The 24,024-nt window shown below is 74.5% G+C and carries 25 protein-coding genes and 1 pseudogene; 18 read left to right on the forward strand and 8 right to left on the reverse strand.

Annotated features, from left to right (window positions below):
• Positions 1 to 330 precede the first annotated feature (330 nt).
• From ACZ7DL_RS12705 to ACZ7DL_RS12715, 3 genes are read left to right on the forward strand one after another with little or no spacing between them, the layout of a single operon-like run.
• Entirely contained in the window at positions 331 to 1,044 is a 714-nt protein-coding gene (locus ACZ7DL_RS12705; RefSeq protein ID WP_470773835.1) for a glycosyltransferase family 2 protein, read from the forward strand.
• Positions 1,041 to 1,664 carry a TIGR04282 family arsenosugar biosynthesis glycosyltransferase gene (locus ACZ7DL_RS12710; protein WP_470773836.1) on the forward strand — a complete coding sequence of 208 codons (624 nt, stop codon included), beginning with the start codon at positions 1,041 to 1,043 and terminating at the stop codon, positions 1,662 to 1,664. Before ACZ7DL_RS12705 ends, ACZ7DL_RS12710 begins: the two co-directional genes overlap by 4 nt.
• Positions 1,661 to 2,494 carry a class I SAM-dependent methyltransferase gene (locus ACZ7DL_RS12715; protein WP_470773837.1) on the forward strand — a complete coding sequence of 278 codons (834 nt, stop codon included), beginning with the start codon at positions 1,661 to 1,663 and terminating at the stop codon, positions 2,492 to 2,494. Before ACZ7DL_RS12710 ends, ACZ7DL_RS12715 begins: the two co-directional genes overlap by 4 nt.
• A 313-nt stretch (positions 2,495 to 2,807) precedes the next feature.
• Here ACZ7DL_RS12715 and ACZ7DL_RS12720 read toward each other — a convergent pair whose 3' ends face one another.
• A complete protein-coding gene (locus tag ACZ7DL_RS12720; protein ID WP_470773838.1) occupies positions 2,808 to 4,043 on the reverse strand; it encodes a molybdopterin-dependent oxidoreductase in 1,236 nt (411 codons plus the stop codon).
• A gap of 112 nt (positions 4,044 to 4,155) precedes the next feature.
• Here ACZ7DL_RS12720 and ACZ7DL_RS12725 point away from each other — a divergent pair, with 112 nt between their 5' ends.
• A complete protein-coding gene (locus ACZ7DL_RS12725) occupies positions 4,156 to 5,589 on the forward strand; it encodes a hypothetical protein (RefSeq protein WP_470773839.1) in 1,434 nt (477 codons plus the stop codon).
• 321 nt (positions 5,590 to 5,910) lie between these two features.
• Here ACZ7DL_RS12725 and ACZ7DL_RS12730 read toward each other — a convergent pair.
• Positions 5,911 to 6,060, reverse strand: a pseudogene (locus ACZ7DL_RS12730) (chaplin family protein); the annotation flags it as partial.
• Positions 6,061 to 6,329: 269 nt separating this feature from the next.
• Between ACZ7DL_RS12730 and ACZ7DL_RS12735 the strand changes: the two are divergent.
• Genes ACZ7DL_RS12735 through ACZ7DL_RS12755 form a run of 5 tightly spaced genes read left to right on the forward strand, consistent with a single transcriptional unit; the run spans position 6,330 to position 9,094 of the window.
• The gene (locus tag ACZ7DL_RS12735; RefSeq protein ID WP_470773840.1) at positions 6,330 to 6,890 is read left to right on the forward strand and encodes a DUF2243 domain-containing protein; all 561 of its coding nucleotides are present in this window, start codon (positions 6,330 to 6,332) and stop codon (positions 6,888 to 6,890) included.
• 20 nt (positions 6,891 to 6,910) lie between these two features.
• Positions 6,911 to 7,705, forward strand: coding sequence for a cytochrome c oxidase assembly protein (locus ACZ7DL_RS12740; RefSeq protein WP_470773841.1), 795 nt, complete (start codon positions 6,911 to 6,913; stop codon positions 7,703 to 7,705).
• 36 nt (positions 7,706 to 7,741) lie between these two features.
• Positions 7,742 to 8,230, forward strand: coding sequence for a MarR family winged helix-turn-helix transcriptional regulator (locus ACZ7DL_RS12745; RefSeq protein WP_470773842.1), 489 nt, complete (start codon positions 7,742 to 7,744; stop codon positions 8,228 to 8,230).
• Positions 8,227 to 8,676, forward strand: coding sequence for a MarR family transcriptional regulator (locus tag ACZ7DL_RS12750; RefSeq protein ID WP_470773843.1), 450 nt, complete (start codon positions 8,227 to 8,229; stop codon positions 8,674 to 8,676). The genes ACZ7DL_RS12745 and ACZ7DL_RS12750 overlap by 4 nt, the downstream gene beginning before the upstream one ends.
• A 58-nt stretch (positions 8,677 to 8,734) precedes the next feature.
• Positions 8,735 to 9,094, forward strand: a complete 360-nt coding sequence (locus tag ACZ7DL_RS12755) for a tetratricopeptide repeat protein (RefSeq protein ID WP_470773844.1) — start codon at positions 8,735 to 8,737, stop codon at positions 9,092 to 9,094.
• 165 nt (positions 9,095 to 9,259) lie between these two features.
• Here the strand turns inward: ACZ7DL_RS12755 and ACZ7DL_RS12760 are convergent, their stop codons facing one another.
• On the reverse strand, positions 9,260 to 10,660 hold the full coding sequence (locus tag ACZ7DL_RS12760; protein ID WP_470773845.1) for a PepSY-associated TM helix domain-containing protein: 1,401 nt from the start codon (positions 10,658 to 10,660) through the stop codon (positions 9,260 to 9,262).
• A gap of 152 nt (positions 10,661 to 10,812) precedes the next feature.
• On the opposite strand from ACZ7DL_RS12760, the gene ACZ7DL_RS12765 reads away from it, so the two are divergent.
• Entirely contained in the window at positions 10,813 to 11,457 is a 645-nt protein-coding gene (locus tag ACZ7DL_RS12765) for a peptide deformylase (protein ID WP_470773846.1), read from the forward strand.
• Positions 11,458 to 11,465: 8 nt separating this feature from the next.
• Here ACZ7DL_RS12765 and ACZ7DL_RS12770 read toward each other — a convergent pair whose 3' ends face one another.
• On the reverse strand, positions 11,466 to 12,896 hold the full coding sequence (locus ACZ7DL_RS12770) for a dihydrolipoyl dehydrogenase family protein (protein WP_470773847.1): 1,431 nt from the start codon (positions 12,894 to 12,896) through the stop codon (positions 11,466 to 11,468).
• A 157-nt stretch (positions 12,897 to 13,053) separates the two neighbouring features.
• Between ACZ7DL_RS12770 and ACZ7DL_RS12775 the strand changes: the two genes are divergently transcribed.
• The gene (locus ACZ7DL_RS12775) at positions 13,054 to 13,431 is read left to right on the forward strand and encodes a thioredoxin family protein (protein WP_470773848.1); all 378 of its coding nucleotides are present in this window, start codon (positions 13,054 to 13,056) and stop codon (positions 13,429 to 13,431) included.
• A 25-nt stretch (positions 13,432 to 13,456) separates the two neighbouring features.
• Here the strand turns inward: ACZ7DL_RS12775 and ACZ7DL_RS12780 are convergent, their stop codons facing one another.
• A complete protein-coding gene (locus tag ACZ7DL_RS12780; RefSeq protein ID WP_470773850.1) occupies positions 13,457 to 14,470 on the reverse strand; it encodes a LacI family DNA-binding transcriptional regulator in 1,014 nt (337 codons plus the stop codon).
• Positions 14,471 to 14,595: 125 nt separating this feature from the next.
• The gene (locus tag ACZ7DL_RS12785) at positions 14,596 to 15,276 is read right to left on the reverse strand and encodes a TetR/AcrR family transcriptional regulator (RefSeq protein ID WP_470773851.1); all 681 of its coding nucleotides are present in this window, start codon (positions 15,274 to 15,276) and stop codon (positions 14,596 to 14,598) included.
• 100 nt (positions 15,277 to 15,376) lie between these two features.
• On the opposite strand from ACZ7DL_RS12785, the gene ACZ7DL_RS12790 reads away from it, so the two are divergent.
• The 5 genes from ACZ7DL_RS12790 to ACZ7DL_RS12810 all read left to right on the forward strand — a co-directional run bounded on the left by ACZ7DL_RS12790 (position 15,377) and on the right by ACZ7DL_RS12810 (position 20,837).
• Positions 15,377 to 15,940 (forward strand): NAD(P)H-dependent oxidoreductase, encoded by a 564-nt coding sequence (locus tag ACZ7DL_RS12790; protein ID WP_470773853.1) that lies wholly within the window; start codon positions 15,377 to 15,379, stop codon positions 15,938 to 15,940.
• Positions 15,941 to 16,400: 460 nt separating this feature from the next.
• On the forward strand, positions 16,401 to 17,360 hold the full coding sequence (locus ACZ7DL_RS12795; protein WP_470773855.1) for an alpha/beta hydrolase: 960 nt from the start codon (positions 16,401 to 16,403) through the stop codon (positions 17,358 to 17,360).
• A 153-nt stretch (positions 17,361 to 17,513) separates the two neighbouring features.
• Positions 17,514 to 18,959 (forward strand): amidase, encoded by a 1,446-nt coding sequence (locus tag ACZ7DL_RS12800; RefSeq protein ID WP_470773858.1) that lies wholly within the window; start codon positions 17,514 to 17,516, stop codon positions 18,957 to 18,959.
• A gap of 39 nt (positions 18,960 to 18,998) precedes the next feature.
• Entirely contained in the window at positions 18,999 to 19,217 is a 219-nt protein-coding gene (locus tag ACZ7DL_RS12805) for a hypothetical protein (protein WP_470773860.1), read from the forward strand.
• A 132-nt stretch (positions 19,218 to 19,349) separates the two neighbouring features.
• Complete coding sequence (locus tag ACZ7DL_RS12810; protein ID WP_470773862.1) at positions 19,350 to 20,837, forward strand: SPFH domain-containing protein; 1,488 nt, start codon at positions 19,350 to 19,352, stop codon at positions 20,835 to 20,837.
• 263 nt (positions 20,838 to 21,100) lie between these two features.
• Here ACZ7DL_RS12810 and ACZ7DL_RS12815 read toward each other — a convergent pair whose 3' ends face one another.
• Positions 21,101 to 21,775, reverse strand: a complete 675-nt coding sequence (locus ACZ7DL_RS12815) for a helix-turn-helix transcriptional regulator (protein WP_470773864.1) — start codon at positions 21,773 to 21,775, stop codon at positions 21,101 to 21,103.
• Positions 21,776 to 21,910: 135 nt separating this feature from the next.
• Between ACZ7DL_RS12815 and ACZ7DL_RS12820 the strand changes: the two genes are divergently transcribed.
• Both ACZ7DL_RS12820 and ACZ7DL_RS12825 read left to right on the forward strand, forming a co-directional pair.
• Entirely contained in the window at positions 21,911 to 22,360 is a 450-nt protein-coding gene (locus ACZ7DL_RS12820) for a cupin domain-containing protein (protein ID WP_470773866.1), read from the forward strand.
• A gap of 249 nt (positions 22,361 to 22,609) precedes the next feature.
• Positions 22,610 to 23,080, forward strand: a complete 471-nt coding sequence (locus ACZ7DL_RS12825; protein ID WP_470773869.1) for a type II toxin-antitoxin system PemK/MazF family toxin — start codon at positions 22,610 to 22,612, stop codon at positions 23,078 to 23,080.
• Positions 23,081 to 23,146: 66 nt separating this feature from the next.
• On the opposite strand, the gene ACZ7DL_RS12830 is transcribed toward ACZ7DL_RS12825, so the two are convergent.
• Positions 23,147 to 23,962 carry a TIGR02452 family protein gene (locus tag ACZ7DL_RS12830; RefSeq protein ID WP_470773870.1) on the reverse strand — a complete coding sequence of 272 codons (816 nt, stop codon included), beginning with the start codon at positions 23,960 to 23,962 and terminating at the stop codon, positions 23,147 to 23,149.
• Positions 23,963 to 24,024 lie beyond the last annotated feature (62 nt).

Below are 24,024 nucleotides of genomic sequence, written 5' to 3' on the forward strand. Positions count from 1 at the left end.
ACGGGCCGGCCGGAGACGGACTCGGCGGAGACGGACGTGCCGGAGGCGGACCGGCCGGAGGCGGACCGGCCGGAGGCGGACCGGCCGGAGGCGGGCGGGCCGGAGGCGGGCGGGGAAGTGGGTTCGGCGGTGTCGGGCGCGGTCGCGTCGCGCGGCTGCGGCCCCGCGATTCCGTCCACGGCGCTCGCCCTCGTGGGCACGTGCGGCTGCTGCATGCCACCAGCCTCGCACCGGGCCGTCACGGCTGTCGCTCCCGGGACCGCGTCCGGGCCCCGACGTCCGCGTTTCGTAAGGAGCGGGAGTCCGATATGTCCGCTCCCGGTTCGTAGGGTGAACGGCGTGACCCCCTCGACACCATCATCACCGGCGGGCGTGGATGTGGTGCTGCCCTGCCTCGACGAGGCCGAGGCCCTTCCCTGGGTACTCGCCCGGATCCCGGCGGGCTGGCGCGCCCTCGTGGTCGACAACGGATCCACCGACGGCTCGGCGGACATCGCCCGCGCCCTCGGCGCGACCGTCGTCCACGAGCCGCGGCGCGGTTTCGGCGCCGCCTGCCACGCCGGGCTGACCGCCGCCACCGCCGACGTCGTCTGCTTCTGCGACTGCGACGCCTCCCTCGACCCCGCTCTCCTCGTCCCTTTCGTACGTGAAGTCCTCGACGACGAGGCCGACTTGGTCCTGGGACGGCGGCGGGCGCGGGGCCGGAGTGCCTGGCCCGCGCACGCCCGGGCCGGCAACTTCGCGCTCGCGCGGCTGCTGCGCCGCCGTACCGGGCTGCGCCTGCACGACCTCGGTCCCCTGCGCGCCGCCCGCCGGGAGCCGCTGCTCGCGCTCGGTCTCAGCGACCGGCGCAACGGCTATCCGCTCCAGATGGTGGTGCGCGCGGCCGACGCGGGCTGGCGGATCGCGGAGCACGACGTGCCGTACCTGCCGCGCACCGGCGCCTCCAAGGTGACGGGCACCTGGTGGGGCACCTGGCATGCGGTGCGGGACATGAGCCGCGTCCTGGCCGAGCCTCCGGCCGGCGGGAGGGCCGTACGGTGACCACGCTGCTCGTCATCGCCAAGGAACCGGTGCCGGGGCGGGTCAAGACGCGGCTCACCCCGCCCTTCACCCCCGCCCAGGCGGCGGCGCTCGCGGAGGCGGCGCTCGCCGACACCCTGCACGCCGTGGCGGCCGCGCCCGCCACCCGGCGCGTCCTGGTGCTCGACGGCTGCCCCGGCCCATGGCTGCCGCCCGGCTTCGACGTCGTACCGCAGTGCGCGGGCGGTCTGGACATGCGGCTGGCCGACGCGTTCGCGCGGTGCGCGGGACCCGCCCTGCTCATCGGCATGGACACCCCGCAGGTGACCCCGGAACTGCTCACCGTGGACTTCGCCGGGTGCGATGCGTACTTCGGTCCGGCGGAGGACGGCGGCTTCTGGGCCCTGGGGCTGGCCGCGCCCGACCCTGCCCTGCTGCGGGGCGTGCCCATGTCCACGGCCGAGACCGGCGCGGTGCAGCGGCGGCGGCTGGTGGCCGCCGGACTGCGGGTGCGCGATCTGCCCCGGCTGCGGGACGTGGACACCGCCGCCGACGCGGCGGCGGTCGCCGCCCTGGCTCCGCACGGCCGGTTCGCCGCCCGGCTGGCCGGGTGCACCGCGCGCACCCGGAGCGGGCGATGAGCACACCGCGGGCCGTCGCCTGGGCCGTGGCCGATCCCTATGCGGCCGCCCTGCGCACCGGGCGCGGCCCGCTGTTCCTGCGTCGTGCCGACGGATGGCTGCTGCCCCTGGAGGTCGAGCGGTGGTGCGCACGGGCGGACCCGGTCGATCAGGCGGTGCTGGACCGCTGCGAGGGTGCCGTGCTCGATGTCGGCTGCGGGCCGGGCCGGCTGGTGGCGGAACTCGCCGCCCGGGGCCGTACCGTCCTCGGTATCGACGTCAGCGAGGCCGCCGTCGACCACACCGTGCGGCGCTTGGGATCCCCGCTGCCCGAGCGAAGCCGAGAGCCGGGGGAAGGCCGGGCGCTGCGGCGCTCGGTGTTCGAGCCGCTGCCCGGCGAGGGAGGCTGGGGCACCGTCCTGCTCATGGACGGCAACATCGGCATCGGCGGCGACCCGCGCGCCCTGCTGGACCGGGTGGCCCGGCTCCTCTCCCCCGGCGGTCTGCTGATCGCCGAGACGGCCGCGGTGGATGTCGACGAACTGACCGAGGTGCAGGTCGTCGACCACACCGGCGTGCGGACCGGCAGCGGCGGCGCGTTCCCGTGGGCCCGGCTCGGCACCCCGGCCCTGCTGCGGTACGCGGGCCGGGCGGGCTGGCGGACCGTCGGTCAGTGGACGGGCGGCGGCCGCCGCTTCGTCGCCCTGCGCAGCCTCCCCCGCGCTCGGATTCGCTCGCGCGGGGGGACCCCCATCGCCAGCAGCAGTGCCGAGCCGCCGAACAGGACCGCGGTGATCAGCAGCCAGCGGTCGAGGAAGCCGTCCGCCGACAGGCCGGTGGCGGACCGGTAGCGACGGTCCACCATCCCGCCGATCAGCGGGAACCACACGAGCAGCAGCAGCCCGGAGAGGGCGGCCGGGACACGGACGTACAGGGTCCACTTCCGGCGACCGGCGGCGCCGAGGCCGCGTACGACCGCCCGGTCCGCGAGCGCGTACAGCGGCAGCAGCACGAGGTCGTGCAGCAGGGCCGCCCCCACCAGCCACAGCGCCACGCCACGCCAGTCGCCCGCGAACAGCCGTACCCCGGCGTAGGCGGCGAGCGCGAACGAGCAGGCCAGCAGGAGGATCTGGAAGGGGTTGCCGAGTGGCAGGCGCGGGCGCATCACAGATCTCCGAAGGTCAGCCGGGCCACCCACTTGGTGTTGAGCACACCGGGCGCGGCGGGCACGATGATCCGCGCCGGGTAGCCGTGGTCGGGGGACAGTTCCTCGCCGTTGACGTACAGGGCGAGCAGGGAGCGCGGGTCGGCCACCTGGTTCGCGCGCAGGGCGGCGCGGCGGAAGGCGCCGTGCCGCTGGAGCGACTCCACGAACACGTCCGGCGGGTCGCCGTCGTAGCCGACCAGCGCCGCGAGGTCGCGCAGCCGCACCCCGCGCCACCACTGGTCCTCCGTCGACCAGCCCTCGACGCAGGCGATGGGCAACGCCGAGCTGTGCAGCGGCAGTCGGAGCAGCGCGGCGCGGGTCAGGCGGACCGTCCCGGTGCGTCCGGTGACGACGAGCCGCCATGCCTCCTCGCCGGTCTCCGCCGTGTCGATGCCGGCGTACGCGGCCGTCTTGTTGATCTGGAAGCCGTTCGGCCCGCTGCCGGGATCGGCTCCGCCGTGCGGGGCGAGGAGGGCCGTGCGGCGCCACGCGCCCCCGATGCTCTGCCCCACGGTCGTGGCGAGGAACAGCAGCGAGGCGCCCCCGACGAACCACAACGCGCCGCGCCGGGAGACGGTCGGCGCGTCGGGCCGGGGTGTCACCAGGTCACCCTGTTCCTGCCGTCGTTGCCGGACGGCCCGGACGGCGGTCGGCACCTTCAGCACGGCATGCGCCACGAACGCGGCGAAGAACACCCAGGCGCCGTAGAAGTGCAGCGGGTAGAAGGAGCCGGGGAAGACGTAGTCGAGCTGGACGTTGAGGACACCGGTCGTGAACTCGAACAGCCCGCCGCCGACGAGCAGCAGCAGGGAGAGCCGCTCCAGGGCGTGCGCGAACGAGCGGGCCGGGGGGAGCGCGAACAGCCTCGGCACCACCGACCACAGCTTGGCCAGCAGGACCGGGATCAGGGTGATGCCGAGGGTGACGTGCAGGCCCTGGGTGAGCCGGTACAGCCAGTACGGGTTCGTCGGCCAGGCGAAGAGATAGAAGCCCAGGACGCCCTTGTCCGGGGTCTGGTCGTTCACCCGTGCCAGGTCCGGGTTGTAGGCGGCGTACGACACCAGGCCCGTCACGAACAGCACCGTGATGCCCACGAGCAGCACGAGACCGAGCACCGAGGTGAAGGTGGGGCCGCGCAGCGGGCTGCGCCAGAAACCGGGCGAGGAGGGAAGCCGTGCGTCGTGGTCTCGCATGTTCCGACGGTAGGCCGGAACAGCCTGGGCAGCGGTGCGCAACCCATGACGAAACGCTGACGTCGTGCCGCCGGTCCGTTCCTTCCCCCGGCTGCCGCCCTAGCGTGCCGGTGTGACCCAGGCTCCCCTCCGTGACCGGTACGCCGGCCTGCGCGCCGACCTCTGTGCCGCTGCCGCCGCCGCCCTGCTCGTCCTCGTCGCCGTGCTCGTCGGCCGGCACGTCCAGGACACCCACCACACCCTGTTCGTCCACTGGCCGCCGCTGTTCGCCGACTGGGGCCCGCATGCGGGCCCGGGCACGGTGGCCGCGGTCCTGGTGGCCGGCGCGGTGGTGGCCTACGGTCCGGCGGTCGCCGCCCGGCTGCCGTGGCAGGGGCTGCTGCTCGCGGCCTGGGCCACCGCCCTGGCCTGGACGTGGTCGCTCGCGCTGGTCGACGGCTGGCAGCGGGGTGTGGCCGGCCGGCTCACCACCCGCAACGAGTACCTCACGGTCATCGGCCGCTTCCACGACATTCCGGCCGCCCTGCACGACTTCACGCACCACATCGTGAGCGGCTCCCCGGGTCCCTGGCCCGCCCACATCGCCGGGCATCCCCCGGCGGCCACGCTCACCTTCGTCCTCCTGGACCGGGCCGGACTGCGCGGTGGCGGCTGGGCCGGCGCCTGGTGCATCACCGTCGGGGCGAGCGCCTGCGTGGCGGTGCTGGTGGCGGTGCGGGCGCTGGCCGGCGAGCGCCTGGCCCGGCGGGCGGCGCCGTTCCTGGTGACGGCCCCGGCCGCCGTGTGGGTGGGCGCCTCGGCCGACGGGTACTTCACGGCGGTCGCCGCCTGGTCCATGGCCCTGCTGGCCCTCGCGGTGACCGGACGGTCCCCGGCCTGGGCGGCGGGCAGCGGGCTGCTGTACGGGCTGACCTGCTTCCTCTCCTACGGCCTCACTCTCTTCGCGCTCATCGGGGCGGCGGTGCTGGTGGCGGGCCGGCGCCGGGTCCGCGCGCGACCGGTGCTGCTGGTCCTTTTCCTTGCCGGGACGGCGGTGGTCCCGGCGGCGTTCACGCTCGCCGGTTTCGACTGGTGGGAGGGGTACCGGCTGCTGGTCACCCGCTACTACCAAGGCGTCGGCGGCACCCGCCCCTACGGCTACTGGGTGTGGGCCAACCTCGCCTGCACGGTACTGATCACCGGTCTGGCCACGGCGGCGGGGCTGCGGCGGACCGGCACGGTACTCACCCGCCACCGCACGGCCCCCGCCACCGAGGCCCGACTCGACCGCCACCACACAGCCCCCGCCACCGAGGCCCGGCTCGACCGCCACCACACAGCCCCCGCCACCGAGGCCCGACTCGCGCTCCTCGTGGCGGCCGCCCTGCTCGCCGTGCTCGCCGCCGATCTGTCCGGGATGAGCAAGGCGGAGACGGAACGCATCTGGCTGCCCTTCGCGATGTGGCTGCTCCCGGCCTGCGCACTCCTGCCCCGCCCCCGCGCCTGGCTCGCCGCCCAGACGGCCCTGGCCCTGCTGCTGAACCATCTGCTGTTCACCGGGTGGTGACCCGCCCGCACGGGCGAGGATCGCGGCACCGGGCACGTTGTTCACCGGGCAGAGGCAGGCGGCGTTCAGCCGGATCGAACGCTCCCGTGTCTCCCGGTGGCTGGACGAGGCGGGAACCCGGCACGGCCCGCAGTGACCTCGGGCCGTGGCCGGTCGGGGAAGGGGCCCGCTCGCTCCGGGCCGGAGAAGCGCCGCCCCTCGGGTGTGGGCCGTGGCCCCCTGTGTCGCCGAGCCTTCCTTCCCGCCGGCGTGCTCGCCCGCGTTGGCGCAGCGGTTGCCCATGGCGGGGTTGAGCAGTCCGGCCACGTTCACGGTGTTCCCGCACACGGTCACCGGGACGTGCACCGGCAACTGGATGCCGTTGCCGGAGATCAGTCCGGGCGAGCCGGCCGCGGCGGCGTCCGCGGCGGAGTCGGCGTGCACCGGTCCCGCGACGGCCAGGGCACCGGAGGCGGCGGCGACGGCGGTCACACTGTTTCGGGTAACCGTTTCATCGGTTCCCTGTCCTTCCGGATACGGTCACGGGCACTCGCCCGCATCCGGTGAAACTCATCGCAAACCGTGCAAGTTATGGCTTATCAACCTTTCGACCGCTAGAACGCGCGTATGAGCACCCCGCACAGATGGCCGAGCGTGCCGCAGCGGTGGAACCCGGGGAACTGGTAGCTCTCGGTAGGGCAGCCGCCGCCGGAACCGACCGACCCGGGAACCGACCGAGGAACCGACCGAGACGAGGAGCGATGGCGACCATCGTGCGCGACACCAGGGCCGAGACCGCGCCCGCCAGTCTTCAGCTGCCCGGGATCCTGCTGGGCGTGGGGCTCGGCGGATTCGCGGACGGCATCCTGCTGCACCAGCTCCTGCAATGGCACCACATGCTCACCAGCACCGACCACGACCACATCGGTGTGAAGTACTACGACCCGCACAGCGTCTCCGGGCTGCGGATGAACACCGTGTGGGACGGCGTCTTCCACACCGTGTGCTGGCTCGCCGTCCTGACCGGGCTCGCCGTGCTGTACGCCCGGGTGACCACGGGCCGGCGGCGGGTGTGGGCCTCACGGGTGCTGTGGGGCTGGATCCTGGCCGGCTGGGGCCTGTTCAACCTCGTCGAGGGCGTGCTGGACCATCACGTCCTGGGGATCCACCACGTCCACGGCGGGCCGCACCAGCTCTGGTGGGACAGCGGCTTCCTCGCCCTCGGCGCGCTGCTGGTGGCCGGCGGCCTGCTCCTCCGGCGCAGGGGGCGGTCCTTCGACCCGGCGGACCGCGGCGCCGGACGAACCGGACACGCCGGCTGATGGGCCACCACGCGCCGCACATGCATCACCAGGAAGGCGGCGGTGCGCTGGGCGTGCTGCTGCCGGCTCTGGCCCTGCTGGCGGGCGCGGGCGGGTATCTGCTGCTCGCGCGCCGGGCGCGCCGCCGGAATCCGGGCCGCGGCTGGAGTCCCTGGCGGACCGTCGGTTTCTGCGCGGGCGTCGTCCTGCTGGCGGCGGCGCTGCTGCCGCCTCTCGCGCCCTTCGCACACCGCGACTTCCGCGGTCACATGGCCCAGCACATGCTCATCGGCATGTACGCGCCGCTCGCTCTCGTGCTCGGCGCCCCCGTCACCCTCCTGCTGCGGGCCCTTCCCGCGCCCCGCGCCCGCCGCCTCACCGCCGTGCTGCACAGCGGCCCGGCCCGCCTGCTCGCCCACCCGGCCGTCGCCCTGCCGCTGTCCGTCGGCACCCTTCCGGTCCTGTACTTCACCCCGCTGTACGGCACCGCCACGGCCCATCCGGCCGGACACTGGCTGCTGCACGCGCACTTCCTGCTGTCGGGCTGCCTGTTCGCGCACTCCGTCGCGGGGCCGGACCCGGCCCCGGCCCAGCCGGGTGTGCGGGCCCGGCTGGTGTTCCTGGGGTGCGCCATCGCCGTGCACGCGGTCGTCGCGCAGCTGATGTACGGCGGGTTCCGGGTGGCCGTCCATGCTCCGATCCCCGAGGTCCGGGGCGGTGCGGAGATCATGTACTACGGCGGTGACATCGCCGAGCTGCTCCTGGCCGCGGCGCTCGTCGCCACCTGGCGTCCCGAGCGCCCCAGGCTCGTGAGCACCACGGCGCCGCAGATTTAGTAGCCATGTACATAATAGCTATGTACTCTATTTTCCATGAGCAGGGTTTCCGAAGGAGCCACGCCCGGTTTTCTGGTGTGGCGGCTGTCGATGAAGTGGCGGGTCGCCGTGGACCGGGCGGTGGCTCCGCTCGGACTGACGCACGCGCAGTACTCGCTGGTGGCCTCGCTGTACGGGATGCAGCGCTCCGGGCTGCGCCCCAGCCAGCGCCGTCTCGCCGACCACACCGGCCTGGAGGCCCTCTACGTCTCCAAGCTGGCCCGCAGCCTGGAGTCGGCCGGGCTCCTCGACCGCACCCGGGACCCGGACGACCCGCGCGCGGTCCAGCTCGCACTGACCGAGCAGGGCCGCGAGACCACCCGGAAGGCGATCGACGTCGTACAGGTGCTGCTGGGCCGGCTGTTGGCACCCCTGGGCGGACCCGACAGCCCGCGCGCCCGGGAGTTCACCCGCGAACTGACGGCCCTGCTCGACGCACCGCTTGACCCGTTCGGCACCACCGATCACGAGACGGAGCAGTCATGACCACCACCGCACCCCGCGCCGACGGCCGCACCATAGCCCTCGCCCACTACGCCTCCCGTGCCGCCCTGGAGCACGTCCTCGACCCGCACGGCATCTCCTACCTCCAGTCCATCGCCCTTCGGCTCACGGCCGTCGCGGACGGGCCGGTCGAGCGGTCCGCCCTGGTGGACGGCGTCGTCAGCGCGGTGAAGGTCGACGAGAGCGACGCACGGCGCGAGATAGAGGGCCTGACGGCTGCGGGCCTGACCGCTCCCGAGGGACCGTCGGGCCTGCGCATCACCGAGGCCGGGCGGGAGCTGTACGCCACGACCTCCGCCGAGACCGCGGTGATCTCCGCGCGGCTGTACGAAGGCATCTCCGAGGAGGACCGGGGCGTGGCCGGCCGCGTGCTCGCCCTGGTCACCGAGCGGGCCGACGCCGAGCTGGCCGCCCTGTGGCAGCGGTAGCCAGGTAGTGGAATTTTGAACAACCACTCTCCGTTGTGGCCGTCGAAGGAGGTCACGAGTGGACACGCACGAGCAGACCACGTACTACGACCACGGCAGCCCCGCCGAGCGCTGGGAGCGCGCGCGGCTGTTCTTCGACGCGAAGGACTACGCGGGCGCGGCCCGGGTGCTGGCCGGGCTGGTCGAGGAGGTGCCGGAGCAGACCGGACCCCGGCTGCTGCTGGCCCGCGCCTACTACCACTCGGCCCAGCTGCGTCGCGCCGAAGCCGAGCTGCGGGCCGTCGTGGAGCACGACCCGGTCGAGCACTACGCCCGGCTGATGCTGGGCCGCACGCTCCAGCGGCAGGCCCGCCACGAGGAGGCGGAGCCGCACCTGCGGATCGCCGCGGCGCTCGCGGGCGACTTCCCCCAGGAGTGAGACGCCTCGCCCTGGGACATGCCGTCGACCATGGGCCCGGCCCCCTCGGGGACCGGGCCCGCGGCATACCTCTCGGCGAGCCGGGCGACCGGCCACGCGGACAGCGGCAGCACCGGCGGCGGCACCACAACGGGCTCGGTTCGCCTGCCGGCGAGCCGGCGCACGCTACTTCACGCCACGGACACTGCCGTGGACACGGCGTCCGCGCCGGTGTGCGATCTCACCGAGGACGATGTCGACGGCGAGGAAGGCGGCCAGCGGGATGCCGAGCAGGGGCATGAACCAGCCGAGCACGGCGATCGCGGCGAGGGCCGGTACGAGGAAGTGGGGCGGCACCTGCGCCCACGCACCGCGCGGGATCGGCCGGCCGAAGGCGGAGCCCCGCCCGCGCTGCCACCACATGCGGTAGCCCCACACGATGAGCAGGATCAGGGCGAGCGCGAGGAGCGCGAGGGCGATCTGGTTGGCGAGGCCGAAGAGGACGCCGGTGTGCAGGTCGATGCCCCAGCGGGTGAGCTTGGCGAGCACCGGGTAGTCGGCGAACCGCAGTTCGTCGGTGACCTGGCCGGTGGCCGGGTCCACGGCGACGGAGTCCGCCTTGGTGGGCCAGGCGCGCTGGATCTGCTTGACGACGTAGGCGCTGCTCGCGTCCGCGGGCGGCACGATCTCGACGGGGTCGCTGAGCCCCTTGGCCCGGGCCGCCGCGAGCACCTTGTCCAGGCTCACCCCGTGCGCGGCCGTGCCGCCGCCACCCGCCGCCGTGCCGTGGCCCGCGTGTTCGCCGCCGGACACGGCTGCCGAGACCGACGGGGTGGCCTGGCCGAGGGAGGTGCGCAGCTCGTCGATGGTGGCGCCCGCGTACGCCGACCAGGTCAGACCGGTCGCGGACAGGAACAGGAAGCCGACGGCGGTCCAGACGCCGACGGTGCCGTGCAGGCCGAGGGTGCGGCGCCGGCCGCTGGTGCCGCGGACCGTGCGTACGGCACGGCGCCGGGAGAACCACAGCACCAGGCCGCCGCCCGCGATCACCCACAGCCAGCTGGCGGCCAGCTCGCTGTAGAGCCGGCCGGTCTCACCGAGGTGCAGATCGCCGTGCAGCCGGTCGATCCAGGTGCGCAACGGCAGCGCGCCGGTGGAGCCGTACTGTTCCTGCGCCCCGCGGACCTCGCCGGTGTACGGGTCGACGAACACGGCGAGCGTGTGCTCGGGGTCGACACCCTGGACGCCGGAGAGCAGCACCCGGGTGGTGGCACCGGCCTCGGGCGAGGGGCGGACGGCCGCGACGGCGCCCTCGGGGTGGGCTTTGCGGGCGGCGGCCACCTGGGCGGAGACCGGCAGCTCGCGCTGGCCGGCCGGAACGGTCAGCTCATGGTCGTACACGAGCTTCTCGGCCTGGAAGGAGCCCGTGTACAGCAGGCCGGTGACGGCGGCGATCAGCACGAAGGGCGCGACGAGCACACCGGCGTAGAAGTGCAGGCGCAGCACGAGGGTGCGCAGGGGTGCCCAGCGGCTGGGGGCGGCGGGGCGGGACGCCTCGGCCGGGGCGGTCGAGGGGGCGGTGGTCATCGGCGGACTTCTCCGGGGTTCGGGGCCAGGGCGGACCATCGGCAGGGATGGCGATGGCGCTCCAGTGGTCGGACCGCGAAAGGGCTGAGTTCCCCGGGGTGTTGGTGAGCTGTGCCACAGGGAGCGGTGGGGGTGCGTGGCATGCTGACGCGATGGCACCTCCCCGTGAAGACACACCGCTCGCCGAGCGTGTCGAGGAACTCCTCGCCGCCGGCGGTCCCTTGCCCATCGTCGCGGCCGGCCGGCCCGTGCTGCGGCGCGGCACCGAGCCGTACGACGGTCAGCTCGGCCCCGCGCTGCTGGCCCGGTTCATCGAGGCCCTGCGCGCCACCATGTACGCGGCCCCCGGTGTCGGCCTCGCCGCGCCGCAGGTCGGGATCCCGCTGCGGATCGCGGTCATCGAGGACCCGGCGCCGGTGCCCGAGGAGGTCGCCGTGGCCCGGGGCCGCGTCCCGCAGCCGTTCCGGGTGCTGGTCAACCCGGTGTACGAGCCGGTCGGGGCCGCCCGGGCCGCGTTCTTCGAGGGCTGCCTGAGCGTGCCGGGCTGGCAGGCGGTGGTGGCCCGGCACGCCGAGGTGCGGCTGCGCGGCCAGGACGAGCACGGACGCGCGCTGGACGAGGTGTTCACCGGCTGGCCCGCCCGGATCGTCCAGCACGAGACGGACCACCTCGACGGCACGCTGTACCTGGACCGCGCGGAGCCGCGCTCCCTGTCGACCAACGAGGCGGTGGCGGCCCTGTGGGCCCAGCCGTCACCGGAGGCGGCGGCCGAGGCCCTCGGCTTCGAACTGCCCTGATAAGCAGCTCAGTTGTCCCGGTACGCCTCCAGTAGCCGCAGCCACACCTCGCTCAGCGTCGGATACGACGGGACCGCGTGCCACAGCCGGCCGACCGGAACGCGGCCCGCGACCGCGATGGTGGCCGAGTGGATGAGTTCGCCGACGCCGGGGCCGACGAAGGTGACCCCGCGCAGGATCTCCTCCTCCAGGTCCACGACCATGCGGGCGCGGCCCTTGTAGCCGTCGCCGTACAGGCCCGCGCCCGCGACGGAGGAGAACTCGACGTCGACGGCGCGGACGCGGTGGCCGGCCTGTTCCGCCTCGGCGAGGGAGAGGCCGACCGCGGCGGCCTCCGGGTCGGTGAAGACGACCTGGGGTACGGCGTCGTGGTCGGCGGTGGCCGTGTGCGCGCCCCACGGCTCGTCCAGGAGGGGGCCGCCGGCCGCGCGGGCGGCGATCGCGGCACCGGCGATACGCGCCTGGTACTTGCCCTGATGGGTGAGGAGGGCCCGGTGGTTGACGTCGCCGACCGCGTACAGCCAGTCGGTGCCGGTGACGCGGAGGCTGTCGTCGACGTCCAGCCAGGAGCCGGGTTCCAGGCCGACGGTGTCCAGGCCGAGGTCGTCGGTGTGCGGGACGCGCCCGGTGGCGAAGAGGATCTCGTCGGCCTCGATCCGGTCGCCGGTGCCGGTGACGGCGACGACGGTGCCGTTCTCCCGGGTCACGGACGCGACGGAGGTGCCGGTGCGGATGTCGGCGCCCGCTTCGGTGAGGGCCTCGGCGACCAGTTCGCCGGCGAAGGGCTCCATCCGGTTCAGCAGGCCCTTGCCGCGGACCAGCAGGGTGACCCGGGAGCCGAGGGCCTGCCAGGCCGTGGCCATCTCGGTGGCGACGACCCCGCCGCCGACCACGATCAGCCGGCCGGGTGCCGCCTTGCCGCTGGTGGCCTCGCGGCTGGTCCACGGCCCGACCTCGGCGAGGCCGGGCAGGTCGGGCAGCTGGGCGCGGGTGCCGGTGCAGACGGCGACGGCGTGCCGGGCGGTGAGCGTGGTGACGGTACCGTCCGGGCCGGTGACCGTGACCGTGCGGGGCCCGGCCAGCCGGCCATGGCCGCGGTACAGGTCGGCGCCGGTGCCCTCCAGCCAGGCGACCTGGCCGTCGTCCTTCCAGTGGGAGGTGTAGTCGTCGCGGCGGGCCAGCACGGCCGGGGTGTCGAGCGGGCCCTGGACCGCCTGGGCGAGGCCGGGCAGGCGGCGGGCGTCGGCCTGGGCGATGACCGGCCTGAGCAGAGCCTTGCTGGGCATGCAGGCCCAGTACGAGCACTCCCCGCCGAGCAGTTCGCTCTCCACGAGCGCGGTGGTGAGGCCGGCCGCGCGGGTGCGGTCGGCGACGTTCTCCCCCACGGGCCCGCCCCCGAGCACCACGACGTCGTACACGTTGGATTCCGTTTCCGTCATGGGGTCAGTCTGGTGGGCGGTGTGCCCGGTGGCCACATGGGTACGCGCGCGGGCATGCTCCGCTGGACTAGGCGGCCCGGCGGCCGTGGAATAGGCGGCCCCGCGGCCGCGTTTCCGCCGTCGGCACACCCCTACACCAGGAAGTGGGAATCACGCCATGAGCAGCACCGTGGAGCTGACCAAGGAGAACTTCGACCAGATGGTCAGCGAGAACGGGTTCGTTCTCATCGACTTCTGGGCGCCCTGGTGCCCGCCGTGCCGGCAGTTCGCGCCCGTCTACGAGAAGGCCGCGGCGGACAACCCCGACCTGGTGTTCGGCAAGGTGGACACCGAGGCGCAGCCGGAGCTGGCCGCGGCCTTCGGCATCCAGTCGATCCCGACGCTGATGATCATCCGCGATCAGGTGGCGGTCTTCTCGCAGCCGGGCGCCCTGCCCGCGCCGGTCCTCGCGGACCTCATCGGGCAGGCCCGCGGGCTGGACATGGACGAGGTCCGCAAGAGCATCGCCGCCCAGGAGGGCCAGGCGCAGCAGTGACCCGTGCCGGGGGCGGCGGGCCGGGTCAGCTGGACTCCCGCTGGACCACCGTGGCCCCCAGCACGGTGTGCACCTCGGGCTCCCCGCCGGGGTCGCGTACGGCGCGGTCGACCAGTTCGGCGAGGTCGCGGCCCGAGGGCAGTTCGATGTGGACCGTGCTGAGCCGGGGCCGCAGCAGCCGGCCGAGCATCAGGTCGTCGGCGCCGATCACGGCGACGTCCTCGGGGACGCGCAGGCCCTCGTCGTGCAGCGCGCGCATCAGCAGCATGGCGTACTCGTCGTTGTACGCGAACACCGCGTCCAGTGCCGACTCGGGCCAGCGGGCGGCCAGTTGGGCGGCGGCCTCTTCCGTGTAGGCGAGCGGCAGCGCGGTCACGGTGGCGTCCGTGCCGTGCAGTGCCTCGCGTACGCCGGCGAGCCGGGGCCGTGAGTAGACCTCCAGCCCCGACTCCTCGGGCATGACGACACCGATCCGGCGCCGGCCCCGGGCGTACAGGTGGGCGCCCGCGCAGTGGCCGACGGCGTCGTGGTCCATCAGCAGGGCGTGTGCTCCGTCGACGCGGTCCGGGCCGAGGGTGACGACGGCCCGGGCGCCGGACCGCTTGAGGACGGCGACGCCCTGCGGGCCCAGGCCGGTCCCGGGCACCAGGACGGCGACGGGCCGCAACTCGGCCCAGGCGCGCGCGGCTTCGTCGCCGTGGAGGCCGACGCTGCCGTACTGGACGACGGTGTAGTCGAGTCGGCCCAGCGCCCACTGGAGTTCATTGAGGAACCCGCTGTAGAGGGGGCCCACCGGGATGGCCGGGGCGGGCATGAGCACCATGCGGCTGTGTCCGGCGCGCAGGCTGCGGGCGGCGGCGTGCGGGACGTACCCCAGTTCCCGGGCGGCCTCGTGCACGCGCCGGCGGGTCGCTTCGCTGATCCGTACGGCGCTGGTGTTGTTCAGGACGTAGGAGACGGTCGCGCGCGAGACGCCGGCCAGCCGGGCCACGTCCGCACTCGTGGGCGTGTTCGGTATCTGCACCATGACAGTCCGCATCTTGGCAGAGGGGCGGAGGCCGGGAGCGGGCGGGGCGACGTGGTTGACCGTTCGACCGACGGGGGCTCACCGCCGCCGTCCCGTACGGGACCACCTCACCGCGGCGTGAGCCGCCGGCGTCCGCCTCAGCCGGCCCGCTCGGTGCGCGTCACCCGGGCGACCAGGTCGAGCCAGCCGGCCTCCAGCCGTTCCATCGGCATCCCGCGCTGCCGGGTGAGGTGATGGATCAGCGCGGGGTCGAGCGAGGCCAGCAGGGTGTGGGCCAGCAGGTCGCAGTCGGCGTGCGGCACGATCTGCCGGAGCAGCATCGTGATGTGCGTGCGCAGGGACCCGAGCGCCGGGTGGGAGAACCGGCGGGTCGGCTCCGGCTGGGCGGCCAGCTGGAGGTCCAGCTGTTCGGCGTGCCGGTAGAGCACCGCCACGCCGAACGCCCGCAGCCGTTCCAGCGGCGGCGCCCCCGGCCCCAGGGGCGGGGACCCGCTCAGGAAGTCGGACTGGAGCTGCTTGGCCGAGTGGTCGAGGAGCGCCATCAGCAGCCCGGTACGGTCGCCGAAGCGGCGGAAGACGGTGCCCTTGCCCACCTTGGCCGCCGCGGCCACCGCCTCCATGGTGACCCCGGCCACGCCGTGCTCCGCGATCAGGCGGGCGGCGGCCTCCAGCAGCCGGGCCCGGTTCCGCGCCGCGTCGGCGCGCAGGCACGGCTCGTCGGAGGCCGAGCCGACCTCCAACAATGTCGGGGTGTCGAAGGACTCCTGAGGCTTCGGGAGGGGCGGCAGCGGGCTGGACATGAAGACAGCGTAAAGCATCGGGAAGAAAACTGGACCGCGGTCCGTTTAGAGTGCTAGAAAACGTAAGCGGACCCCGGTCCGGATCGTGACAGCGATGTTTCAGCCCCTTGGAGTTCCCATGTCCGTTCGCATCCTCGCGCTCGTCGGCAGCCTTCGCGCCGGTTCGCACAACCGCCAGCTCGCCGAGGCGGCCGTGAAGCTCGCGCCGCAGGGCGCCGAGGTCGAGCTGTTCGAGGGCCTGGCCGACGTCCCCTTCTACAACGAGGACATCGACGTCGAGGGCAGCGTCCCGGCCGCCGCCGTGAAGCTGCGCGAGGCCGCCCGGGCCGCCGACGCCTTCCTGTTCTTCTCCCCCGAGTACAACGGCACCATCCCGGCCGTCCTGAAGAACGCCATCGACTGGCTGTCCCGCCCGTACGGCGCCGGCGCGTTCGGCGGCAAGCCCGTCGCCGTGGTCGGCACCGCCTTCGGCCAGTACGGTGGTGTGTGGGCCCAGGACGACACCCGCAAGGCCGTGGGCATCGCCGGCGGCAAGGTGATCGAGGACATCAAGCTGGCCATCCCCGGCTCCGTGACCCGCTTCGCCGAGACCCACCCGGTCGACGACGCCGAGGTCGCCGCCCAGCTGACCGAGGTCGTGGCGCGCCTGCACGGCAACGTGGGCGAGGGCGCGGCCGCCTGAGCCGTACGTTCCCCCAGGGGCCGGAGCCGTCGGGGCTCCGGCCCCTGCCGCGTCTGTGCGCCTCGGTCGGGCGCGGCGCGCGACGGCACCCGCGCCTCCGCGTGGTGCGGCTGGAGCGGGGTGTGCGGGCCGGCCGGCCGACCGCACCGGGCCTGCCACCCACCTGACGGCCCGGCCGGGCACGGGGGCGGCCCGACTGCGGCAGATCGCCCTCCGCCCCCGACGGGGTAGACGGCTCATGACGGCGTACGGGGTTCCGGCCCGGTGCGGCTGGCAGGGCGGCGGACGACCGGCCACCGCCACAGGCAGCCGCACCGGGGCACACGGACCACCGGCCGCCGCCGCGAGCGGACGCGCGGCCGGAACGCCGCCAGGCCCGCGCGGCCGCACCGGACCGCCGACGGTCGCCGCAGCGCAGGGGCGACCGTCGCGGCCGGACGAGTCACGGAAAGGAGCACCCATGTCCCTGGTCCCACCGCCGTTCGACCCGGAACTGGCCGCCGCACTGGAGCAGTTCGGGGACGTGCTCTCGCCCGGTTTCACGCTGGCCGACCTGGCTGCCGCCCGGCAGAGCGCGGCCGTGGAGGCACTGGACCTCACCCTGGACGGCGCCTTCGAGACGGAGGACCGTACGGCACCCGGCCCGGCCGGCGCCGCCGACGTCTCCCTCCTCGTCTGCCGCCCCACGGCCGCCCCCGCCCCGCTGCCGGTGATCTACCACGTACACGGCGGCGGTCTGGTGGCCGGAACCAACCGGACCGGCGTGACGGAACCCCTTGCCTGGGCGCGGGAACTGGGCGCGGTCGTGGTGTCGGTGGAGTACCGGCTCGCGCCCGAACACCCGCACCCGGCGCCGGTCGAGGACGCCTACGCCGGACTGCTGTGGACCGCGGGGCACGCCAAGGAGATCGGCGGGGACCCGGACCGGATCGTGGTCGCGGGCGCCAGCGCGGGCGGCGGGCTCACCGCGGCGCTCGCGCTGCTCGCCCGTGACCGGCAGGGCCCGCGCCCGCTCGGCCAGCTGTTGATGGGCCCGATGCTGGACGACCGCAACGACACCGTCTCCAGCCGCCAGATGGCCGGTCTCGGCGTCTGGGACTGCACGGCCAACGAGACCGCCTGGACGGCCCTGCTCGGCGACCGCCGCGGCGGCCCCGACGTCTCCCCGTACGCCGCCCCGGCCCGCGCCACCGACCTGGCCGGACTGCCCCCGGCCTTCCTGGACGTCGGCTCCGCGGAGACCTTCCGGGACGAGGTGGTCGCGTACTCGTCCCGTATCTGGCAGGCCGGCGGGGTGGCCGAACTCCATGTCTGGCCGGGCGGCTGCCACGGCTTCGACGCCCTGGTCCCGGAGGCGACCCTGTCCCGCACGGCCCGCACGGCCCGGGTGGGGTGGCTACGGCGGCTGCTGGCAGGGTGAGACGGCGGTGGCTACGGCGGCTGCCGGCGGGGTGAGGCGGAGCTTGCGGCGGCACGCGCTCAAGGACACCCGCGCGAAACCCGTACTTCACCCCCGCGCTGACGTTACCGTGCGGTAGACATCGTGACCGGAGTCTCCCGGAGGTGCTCCCCCATGACACCCGACCGTCCCGCAGGACTCGTGGAGACCGGACGTGCCCTTGCCGACGGGGAGGTGACCTCCCGGGCGCTGGTGGAGGAGGCACTGGCCCGGATCGAGGCCACGCAGCCGGCACTGAACGCCTTCCGGATCGTGCGGGCCGAGGCCGCGCTCGCCGAAGCCGACGTCGCCGACCGGGAATTGGCCGCCGGGGTGCGGCGCCCGCTGCTCGGCGTGCCGGTGGCGGTGAAGGACGACATGGACGTGGCCGGCGAGCCGACCGCGTTCGGCTGCCGGGGCGAGTTTCCGCCGGTGGCCACGGACGGGGAGGCGGTACGGCGGCTGCGCGCGGCCGGCGCGGTGATCGTCGGCAAGACGAACACCTGCGAGCTGGGCCAGTGGCCGTTCACCGAGGGGCCCGCGTTCGGCGAGACCCGCAACCCCTGGGACACCGAGCACACGCCCGGCGGGTCTTCCGGTGGTTCGGCCGCCGCCGTCGCCGCGGGGCTGGTCCCCGCCGCGCTCGGTTCCGACGGCGCCGGCTCGGTCCGCATCCCGGCTTCCTGGACCCATCTGATCGGCATCAAGCCGCAGCGCGGGCGGATCTCGACCTGGCCGTGGGGCGAGTCCTTCCACGGCATCACGGTCAACGGCACCCTCGCCCGGACGGTCGCCGACGCGGCCGTGCTGCTGGACGCGGCCAGCGGCAACCACGACCGGGACCCGCACCGGCCGGCCGCGCTGACCGTGGCGGACGCGGCCGGCCGCGACCCGGGCCGGCTGCGCATCGCCCTGTCCCTGAAGCCGCCGTTCACCGCCGTACCCGCCCGGCTGCACCCGGAGATCCGCACCCGGGTCACCGAACTCGCCGCGAAGCTCGCCGAGTTGGGGCATGCCGTCGAGGAGGCCGATCCGCCGTACGGGCAGATCGGGCTGACCTTCGTTCCCCGGGCCACCGCCGGGATCGCCGAGCGGGTCCGCGAGGCCCCCGACCCCGCCCTGCTCGACCCGCGCACCCGGGACGCGGCCCGGCTCGGCCGGCTGCTCGGCGGGGCCCCGCTCAGGGCGGCGCGGCGCGCGGAGGCGGTGCTGCACCGGCGGATCGGCGCCTTCTTCCGGTCGTACGACGTGATCCTCGCGCCGACGACGGCCGTGCCCCCGCCCCGGATCGGCGCCCTGTCCCGGCTCGGCGGCCTGGCCACCGACCGCGCGATCATCGCCGCCTGCCCGTACGCCTGGCCGTGGAACGTGCTCGGCTGGCCGGGCGTGAACGTGCCCGCCGGGTTCACCGCCGCCGGCCTGCCGGTGGGCGCGCAACTGCTCGGCCCGGCCAGCAGCGAGCCTCTCCTGGTCTCGCTCGCCGCCCAGTTGGAGGCGGAGCTGCGCTGGCACGAGCTGTGGCCGCCGCGGCGCCGGTCGGAACCGACGCCGGACCGTCGAGAGACCGGCCCCCTGCGGTGAGGCGCCGCCGCACGATCCGGCGGACCCTACTCTGTTCCCATGGAGGACGCGTCGATGGTCGGGCTGATGGGGCGGGTGACGGGGACGGTCGGGCCCGGTCTGGTCGGCGAGGTGATCGTGCGGGTGCGCGGTGGCGCGGAGCACTTCCTCGCCTATCCGGCCGACGGCACGGGGCGGCTCGCGACCGGGACGGTGGTGATGGTGATGGAGTATCTGCCGCCGCGGACCGTCTACGTCACGGCGGCGTACGACAGTTGAGCGCGCTTCGCCCCAGGTGAGGGCATGTGCGTCAAGATTGCAACAAGGTTTCGCCGGTATCTTCACCCGGGATCCGAACGGGCGCACACTCCCTTCGTTCGGTGCCGAACGGGCACCATGCAAAGGGGGCGTATGCCGATGATGGTCGGCGTCGTTGCGGGGGCGGTCGTCGTTGCCGTCCTCGTCCTGATCGGTCTGTTCAAGTTGATGTGGCGGGTCGCCGAGCCGAACGAGGCGCTCATCATTTCCGGGTCCAAGCACCGCACGGAGGGCATCGAGGAGGGCATGGGCTTCCGCATCGTCACCGGGCGCGGCACACTCGTGCTGCCCGGTGTGCAGGCGGTGCGCAGGCTTTCGCTGGACCTGAACGAGACCGAGCTGCACGTGGACTGTGTGACCCACCAGGGCATTCCGCTGAAGGTGCGGGGCGTGGTCATCTTCAAGGTGGGCGACGACTTCGTGTCGATCGCGAACGCGGCCCGCCGGTTCCTGGACCAGCAGCGGCTGATGGCGGAGCGGGTGCACAACGTCTTCGCCGGTCATCTGCGGTCCATCGTGGGCGGGTTGACGGTCGAGGACATGATCCGCGACCGGGAGAAGCTGACCGGGCAGACCCGGGCGGCCTGCGGTACGGAGATGGAGAAGCTCGGCCTGATCGTGGACTCGTTGCAGATCCACGAGATCGAGGACCCGACCGGGTACATCCAGAACCTGGCGATGCCGCACGCGGCGGCCGTGCAGCGGGACGCGCGGATCGCCCAGGCGGAGGCGAACCGGCTGGCCACCGAGGCCGAGCAGCAGTCGTTCGCGCGGATGGCGGAGGCCACCCGGGACAGCGAGATCCTTCAGGCCGGTTATCAGGCCGAGCGGGACAAGGCGGCGGCGAAGGCCCAGCAGGCCGGCCCGCTCGCCGCTGCCGCCGCCCGGCAGGAGGTCGTCGTCCAGGAGACGCGGGTCGCCGAGCTGGAGGCGCACCGGCGGGAGCAGCAGCTCCAGGCGGACGTCCGCAAGCCGGCCGACGCGAAGGCGTACGAGAAGCGGACGCTGGCCGAGGGTGAGCGCGACGCGCGGATCTCGGCGGCCGAGGCCAAGGCGAAGGAGACGGAGCTGGCCGCGGTGGCCGAGGCGACCCGGGTGAAGGCCGCCGCGGCGGCCGAGGCCGAGGCGACGAAGACCCGTGGTACGGCGACCGCCGCCGCCACCCGCGCGACCGGCGAGGCCGAGGCCGCCGCCGCGCAGGCGAAGGGCCTGGCGGAGGCCGAGGCGACCCGGGCCCAGGGTCTGGCGGAAGCGGAGGCCATCAAGGCCCGGGCCGCGGCCCTCGCGGAGAACCAGGAGGCGGTCGTCGCCCAGCAACTCGCCGAGAAGTGGCCGGAGATCGTCCAGGCCGGCGCGTCCGCGTTCGGCAACGTGGACAACATGGTGCTGCTCAACGGCGCCGACGGCATGGGCGAGTTGTTCGCCAAGGCACTCACGATGGGCGGCACGGGCCTGGGGCTCGCCCGCAAGCTGCTCGCCACGATGGGGGACAACGGGCACTCTCCGAACGGCACTTCGCCCTCCCTCGCCGGCGTGGCGGCCGTCCCGCCGCAGAAGGTGCCGGTGGAGCAGGAGGGCTGAGCGAGGTCGGCGGTTTCCTGCGGCCGGGGTCCCCACCAGGGGCCCCGGCCGGGTGCGCGCGGCCGGGCCCGCGGCCGGAAGGGCTTCACGAGCGCTTCCCGCCGTCCCAGGGAGCCGGTCGATCGGCTGGGGAAACGGCCGGTCGCCGCCCTTACGCCGTGAGCAGGCCGACGCCCAGGGCGATCCGTGTGCCGGTCAAGCCCCCCGGTTCCCCGGCCGATGCCGTCGTGATCTCCCGGCTCGCGGATCCGGATCCAATCCGTTCAGTCGGGCGGCGCCGCTCCCAAGTGCGCCAGGCAGGACTCGGGTTCGGCGAACGGCTCCAGCGCGGTGGCCGTCAGGGGTGCACCCAGCTGTGCCAAGGCGCCCTGCATCAGGCCCAGATGGAGCGGGCAGACCAGCCTGCCGTGCTCCTCGGCGAGTTCGAGGAAGGGGCAGTGCCGCAGCCGGATCCGGTCCGGCGTCCGCCCGGCCGCGCCGCCGCCCCCTTCCGCCTCCGGCGCGAAGCCCAGCTCGGCCAGCAGGGCGAGCAGCCCGGCCACCGACCGTTCGGGCGTCGGCGGCTCGTACGGCGGGAGCGGGTCGGTGAGGAAACGACCCCAGGCACGGCCCGTCTCCAGCGCCTCCGCCTGCGCCTCGGCCGGATCGGCGGCGGCCCACCGGCTGAGCAGTATGCGGGCGAGCAGTCGGTAGTCGCGGAGGCCGCCGCGGTCCATGCCGGGGCGCGCGGTGTAGACGGTGCGCGGCCGGCCGGGACCCGAGGGCGTCTCGGTCCGGCGCTCGACCAGGCCGTCGGCCTCCAAGGCGTCCAGGTGGAACCGCACCGTGTTGGGATGCAGCCCCATCCGCTCGGCGGCCTCCGCGACCCCGAGCGGCGAGGGCGCGGCACGCAGCACGTCCAGCACCTCGCGTCGGCGCGGGCTCTCCCGCGTGGTCAACGTCCGGACACCCCTTTCCCACCTTCGGTCCTTTTTCACGAATCCTACATGTATTAATTGTAGAGTTGTGGGGGACGATGGGCGCGGAGATGCCCGGTGGGTGCAGGGACACGGAAGAGCCGAGGGGAACACGAGATGACGTCGCGGTCCGCGGGGGACACCGGGCCGGCCGGCCGCACGGCGACGGACCCGCCACGGGTGCTGTGCGACACCCGCGCGCTGGCCGAGGCGCCGCCGGTGCCGGCGGGCGTGCTGTGGAAGCTGGCCGAGAGCGGCCGGCAGTTGGACGCGAACGTGGTCCGGCTGGCCCCGGGCGGAGGGGTCACGGCGCACACCGAGGCACAGTTGGACGTACTGGTCGTGGTGGTCGCCGGGGACGGGGTCCTCGGCAAGGGCCCGGCGGACGAGCCGGAGCCGCTCGCCGAGGGCGCCCTCGTCTGGCTGCCGCACGGCGCTGCCCGCAGCATCACCGCCGGCGCGGCCGGGCTGACGTACCTGACCGTGCACGGCCGGCGGCCCGGCATGCGGATCGGCACGCGCCCCGGCAGCGCACCGCTTCCGCAGACCGGTGACACACCGCAGTAACGCACGCAGGGCGGACGCGTGTTGCGCGGGGGGCCACTAGGTCCTGTCGTCGAACTCCCGTCGTCCGCCCGAAGGGCGGGCCGCGCGGTGTCAGGTGCGTGCTCTGGGGTCCTCCGGCCGAAGGCTGGGGTAGTGCCGGGCCCCGGCCCTCGTACGGGATGTACTTGGATCAGGGCCTGGTACGGCGAGAGTGCGTGCATGGCGTCGCGGGGCAGGCGGGAGTGTGACGACAGGGCCTAGGGTGCCTGCGTGAGCACGTTTACCGAAGAGAACGCCCCCGGCCGCGACGGCCCCCACTCCACCACCGAGGCCGACCCGCGCGAGGTCGGCCGGGTGCGCACCGAATACGCGCCGGCCCACGACGGCGATCCGGACCCCGGCGAGATCGTGTGGACGTGGGTGCCCTTCGAGGAAAACGACGGCCGGGGCAAGGACCGCCCGGTCCTGGTCGTGGCCCGGGAGACGGCGGGCACCTTCCTCGCCGTCCAGCTGTCCAGCAAGCGGCATGACGCCGGGCGGGCGGGCGGAGGAAGAGGTGCCCGGGAGTGGGTGGCGATCGGCAGCGGGCCGTGGGACCGGTCGGGCCGGGACTCGTGGGTGAACGTGGACCGGGTGCTGCGGCTGCACGAGGAGGGCATGCGACGCGAGGCGTGCGCGCTGGACCGCATGCGGTTCAACCTGGTCCGGCAGCGACTGCACGAGCGCTACGGCTGGACGTGACCGGCCGGCACCTGCCGCACGAGCACTCGAACTCCACCGCACCGGCCGCGCCGGTCGCACGAGCCCTCAAGCTCGACCGAACACCCGCGCGAACGCCGCCCGTACGGTCGCTTGCGGGGTCCGGTCCAGTACCCCGAACACCACGTGCTCGAAGGAGCGCGCGAACCGGCCGCCGGGGCCCAGTGCGGCCCGGAAGGCGCCCGCGACCTGCGCCGGGTCGTTCTGGAAGACACCGCAGCCCCAGGCGCCGAGCACCAGCCGCCGGTAGCCCTGGGCCGCGGCCGTCTCCAGCACGCGTTCGGCCCGTGCCGCCAGGGCACCGGGCAGCTCGGCCGCCCGCTGCGGCGCCGTACGCCGGATCACGCCCGCGTTGGGGGCGGCGGCCGTCAGGAAGCCCGCGCGGTACGGCTCCGTCAGCAGCCGGCCGCGGTCGTCGCGGAAGACGGGGACGGCCGGGGAGTGGATCACCCGGTCCGTGTAGAACGGGTCGCGGTCGGCGCGGTGGTGGTCGTAGAAGGCGCGGGCCTCCAGCAGGCAGGTGTGCAGCGCGGAGGCGCGGCACAGGGCCTCCTCCTGGGCCTGCGCGCCGTTCAGATAGCCGCCGCCCGGGTTCCGGGCCGAGGCGAAGTTCAGGACGGCGACGGGTGCGCCGGCCAGCCGGCGAGCCGCCTCCAGGCTGCTCTCACCGGTGACCTCGAAGACGGTGTCCGCGTCGGGCGCCGACACCACCGGCACGGGCTCGGGGCCGTACATCCGGGTGCCCGCCCGGGCGGCCGCGACCGCTTCCGCGACCGGCACCTCCCGGCCGTCCGGCGCCCGGTACCGGCCCGCGGCCACGATCTGTTCGGTCTCCGCGGCGATCCCGCGCAGGCGCGCGCTCACGGCGCCACCCCCGTGGGCGCCGCGACCGCGGCCTGCTCGTCCCCTGCCGTCGTGCTCATGCA

It is taken from the genome of Streptomyces sp. NPDC036984 (genome assembly GCF_055607665.1).

Coding starts and splice junctions, on each gene's coding strand:
- ACZ7DL_RS12785 (WP_470773851.1), bottom strand. CDS start 15,276: ATGCTTTACGCTGTCTTCATGTCCAGCCCGCTGCCGCCCCTCCCGAAG.
- ACZ7DL_RS12810 (WP_470773862.1), top strand. CDS start 19,350: ATGCCGATGATGGTCGGCGTCGTTGCGGGGGCGGTCGTCGTTGCCGTC.
- ACZ7DL_RS12765 (WP_470773846.1), top strand. CDS start 10,813: ATGGCACCTCCCCGTGAAGACACACCGCTCGCCGAGCGTGTCGAGGAA.
- ACZ7DL_RS12775 (WP_470773848.1), top strand. CDS start 13,054: ATGAGCAGCACCGTGGAGCTGACCAAGGAGAACTTCGACCAGATGGTC.
- ACZ7DL_RS12740 (WP_470773841.1), top strand. CDS start 6,911: ATGCATCACCAGGAAGGCGGCGGTGCGCTGGGCGTGCTGCTGCCGGCT.
- ACZ7DL_RS12820 (WP_470773866.1), top strand. CDS start 21,911: ATGACGTCGCGGTCCGCGGGGGACACCGGGCCGGCCGGCCGCACGGCG.
- ACZ7DL_RS12790 (WP_470773853.1), top strand. CDS start 15,377: ATGTCCGTTCGCATCCTCGCGCTCGTCGGCAGCCTTCGCGCCGGTTCG.
- ACZ7DL_RS12780 (WP_470773850.1), bottom strand. CDS start 14,470: ATGCGGACTGTCATGGTGCAGATACCGAACACGCCCACGAGTGCGGAC.
- ACZ7DL_RS12805 (WP_470773860.1), top strand. CDS start 18,999: ATGGAGGACGCGTCGATGGTCGGGCTGATGGGGCGGGTGACGGGGACG.
- ACZ7DL_RS12720 (WP_470773838.1), bottom strand. CDS start 4,043: ATGCGAGACCACGACGCACGGCTTCCCTCCTCGCCCGGTTTCTGGCGC.
- ACZ7DL_RS12760 (WP_470773845.1), bottom strand. CDS start 10,660: ATGACCACCGCCCCCTCGACCGCCCCGGCCGAGGCGTCCCGCCCCGCC.
- ACZ7DL_RS12745 (WP_470773842.1), top strand. CDS start 7,742: ATGAGCAGGGTTTCCGAAGGAGCCACGCCCGGTTTTCTGGTGTGGCGG.
- ACZ7DL_RS12770 (WP_470773847.1), bottom strand. CDS start 12,896: ATGACGGAAACGGAATCCAACGTGTACGACGTCGTGGTGCTCGGGGGC.
- ACZ7DL_RS12800 (WP_470773858.1), top strand. CDS start 17,514: ATGACACCCGACCGTCCCGCAGGACTCGTGGAGACCGGACGTGCCCTT.
- ACZ7DL_RS12750 (WP_470773843.1), top strand. CDS start 8,227: ATGACCACCACCGCACCCCGCGCCGACGGCCGCACCATAGCCCTCGCC.
- ACZ7DL_RS12735 (WP_470773840.1), top strand. CDS start 6,330: ATGGCGACCATCGTGCGCGACACCAGGGCCGAGACCGCGCCCGCCAGT.
- ACZ7DL_RS12715 (WP_470773837.1), top strand. CDS start 1,661: ATGAGCACACCGCGGGCCGTCGCCTGGGCCGTGGCCGATCCCTATGCG.
- ACZ7DL_RS12795 (WP_470773855.1), top strand. CDS start 16,401: ATGTCCCTGGTCCCACCGCCGTTCGACCCGGAACTGGCCGCCGCACTG.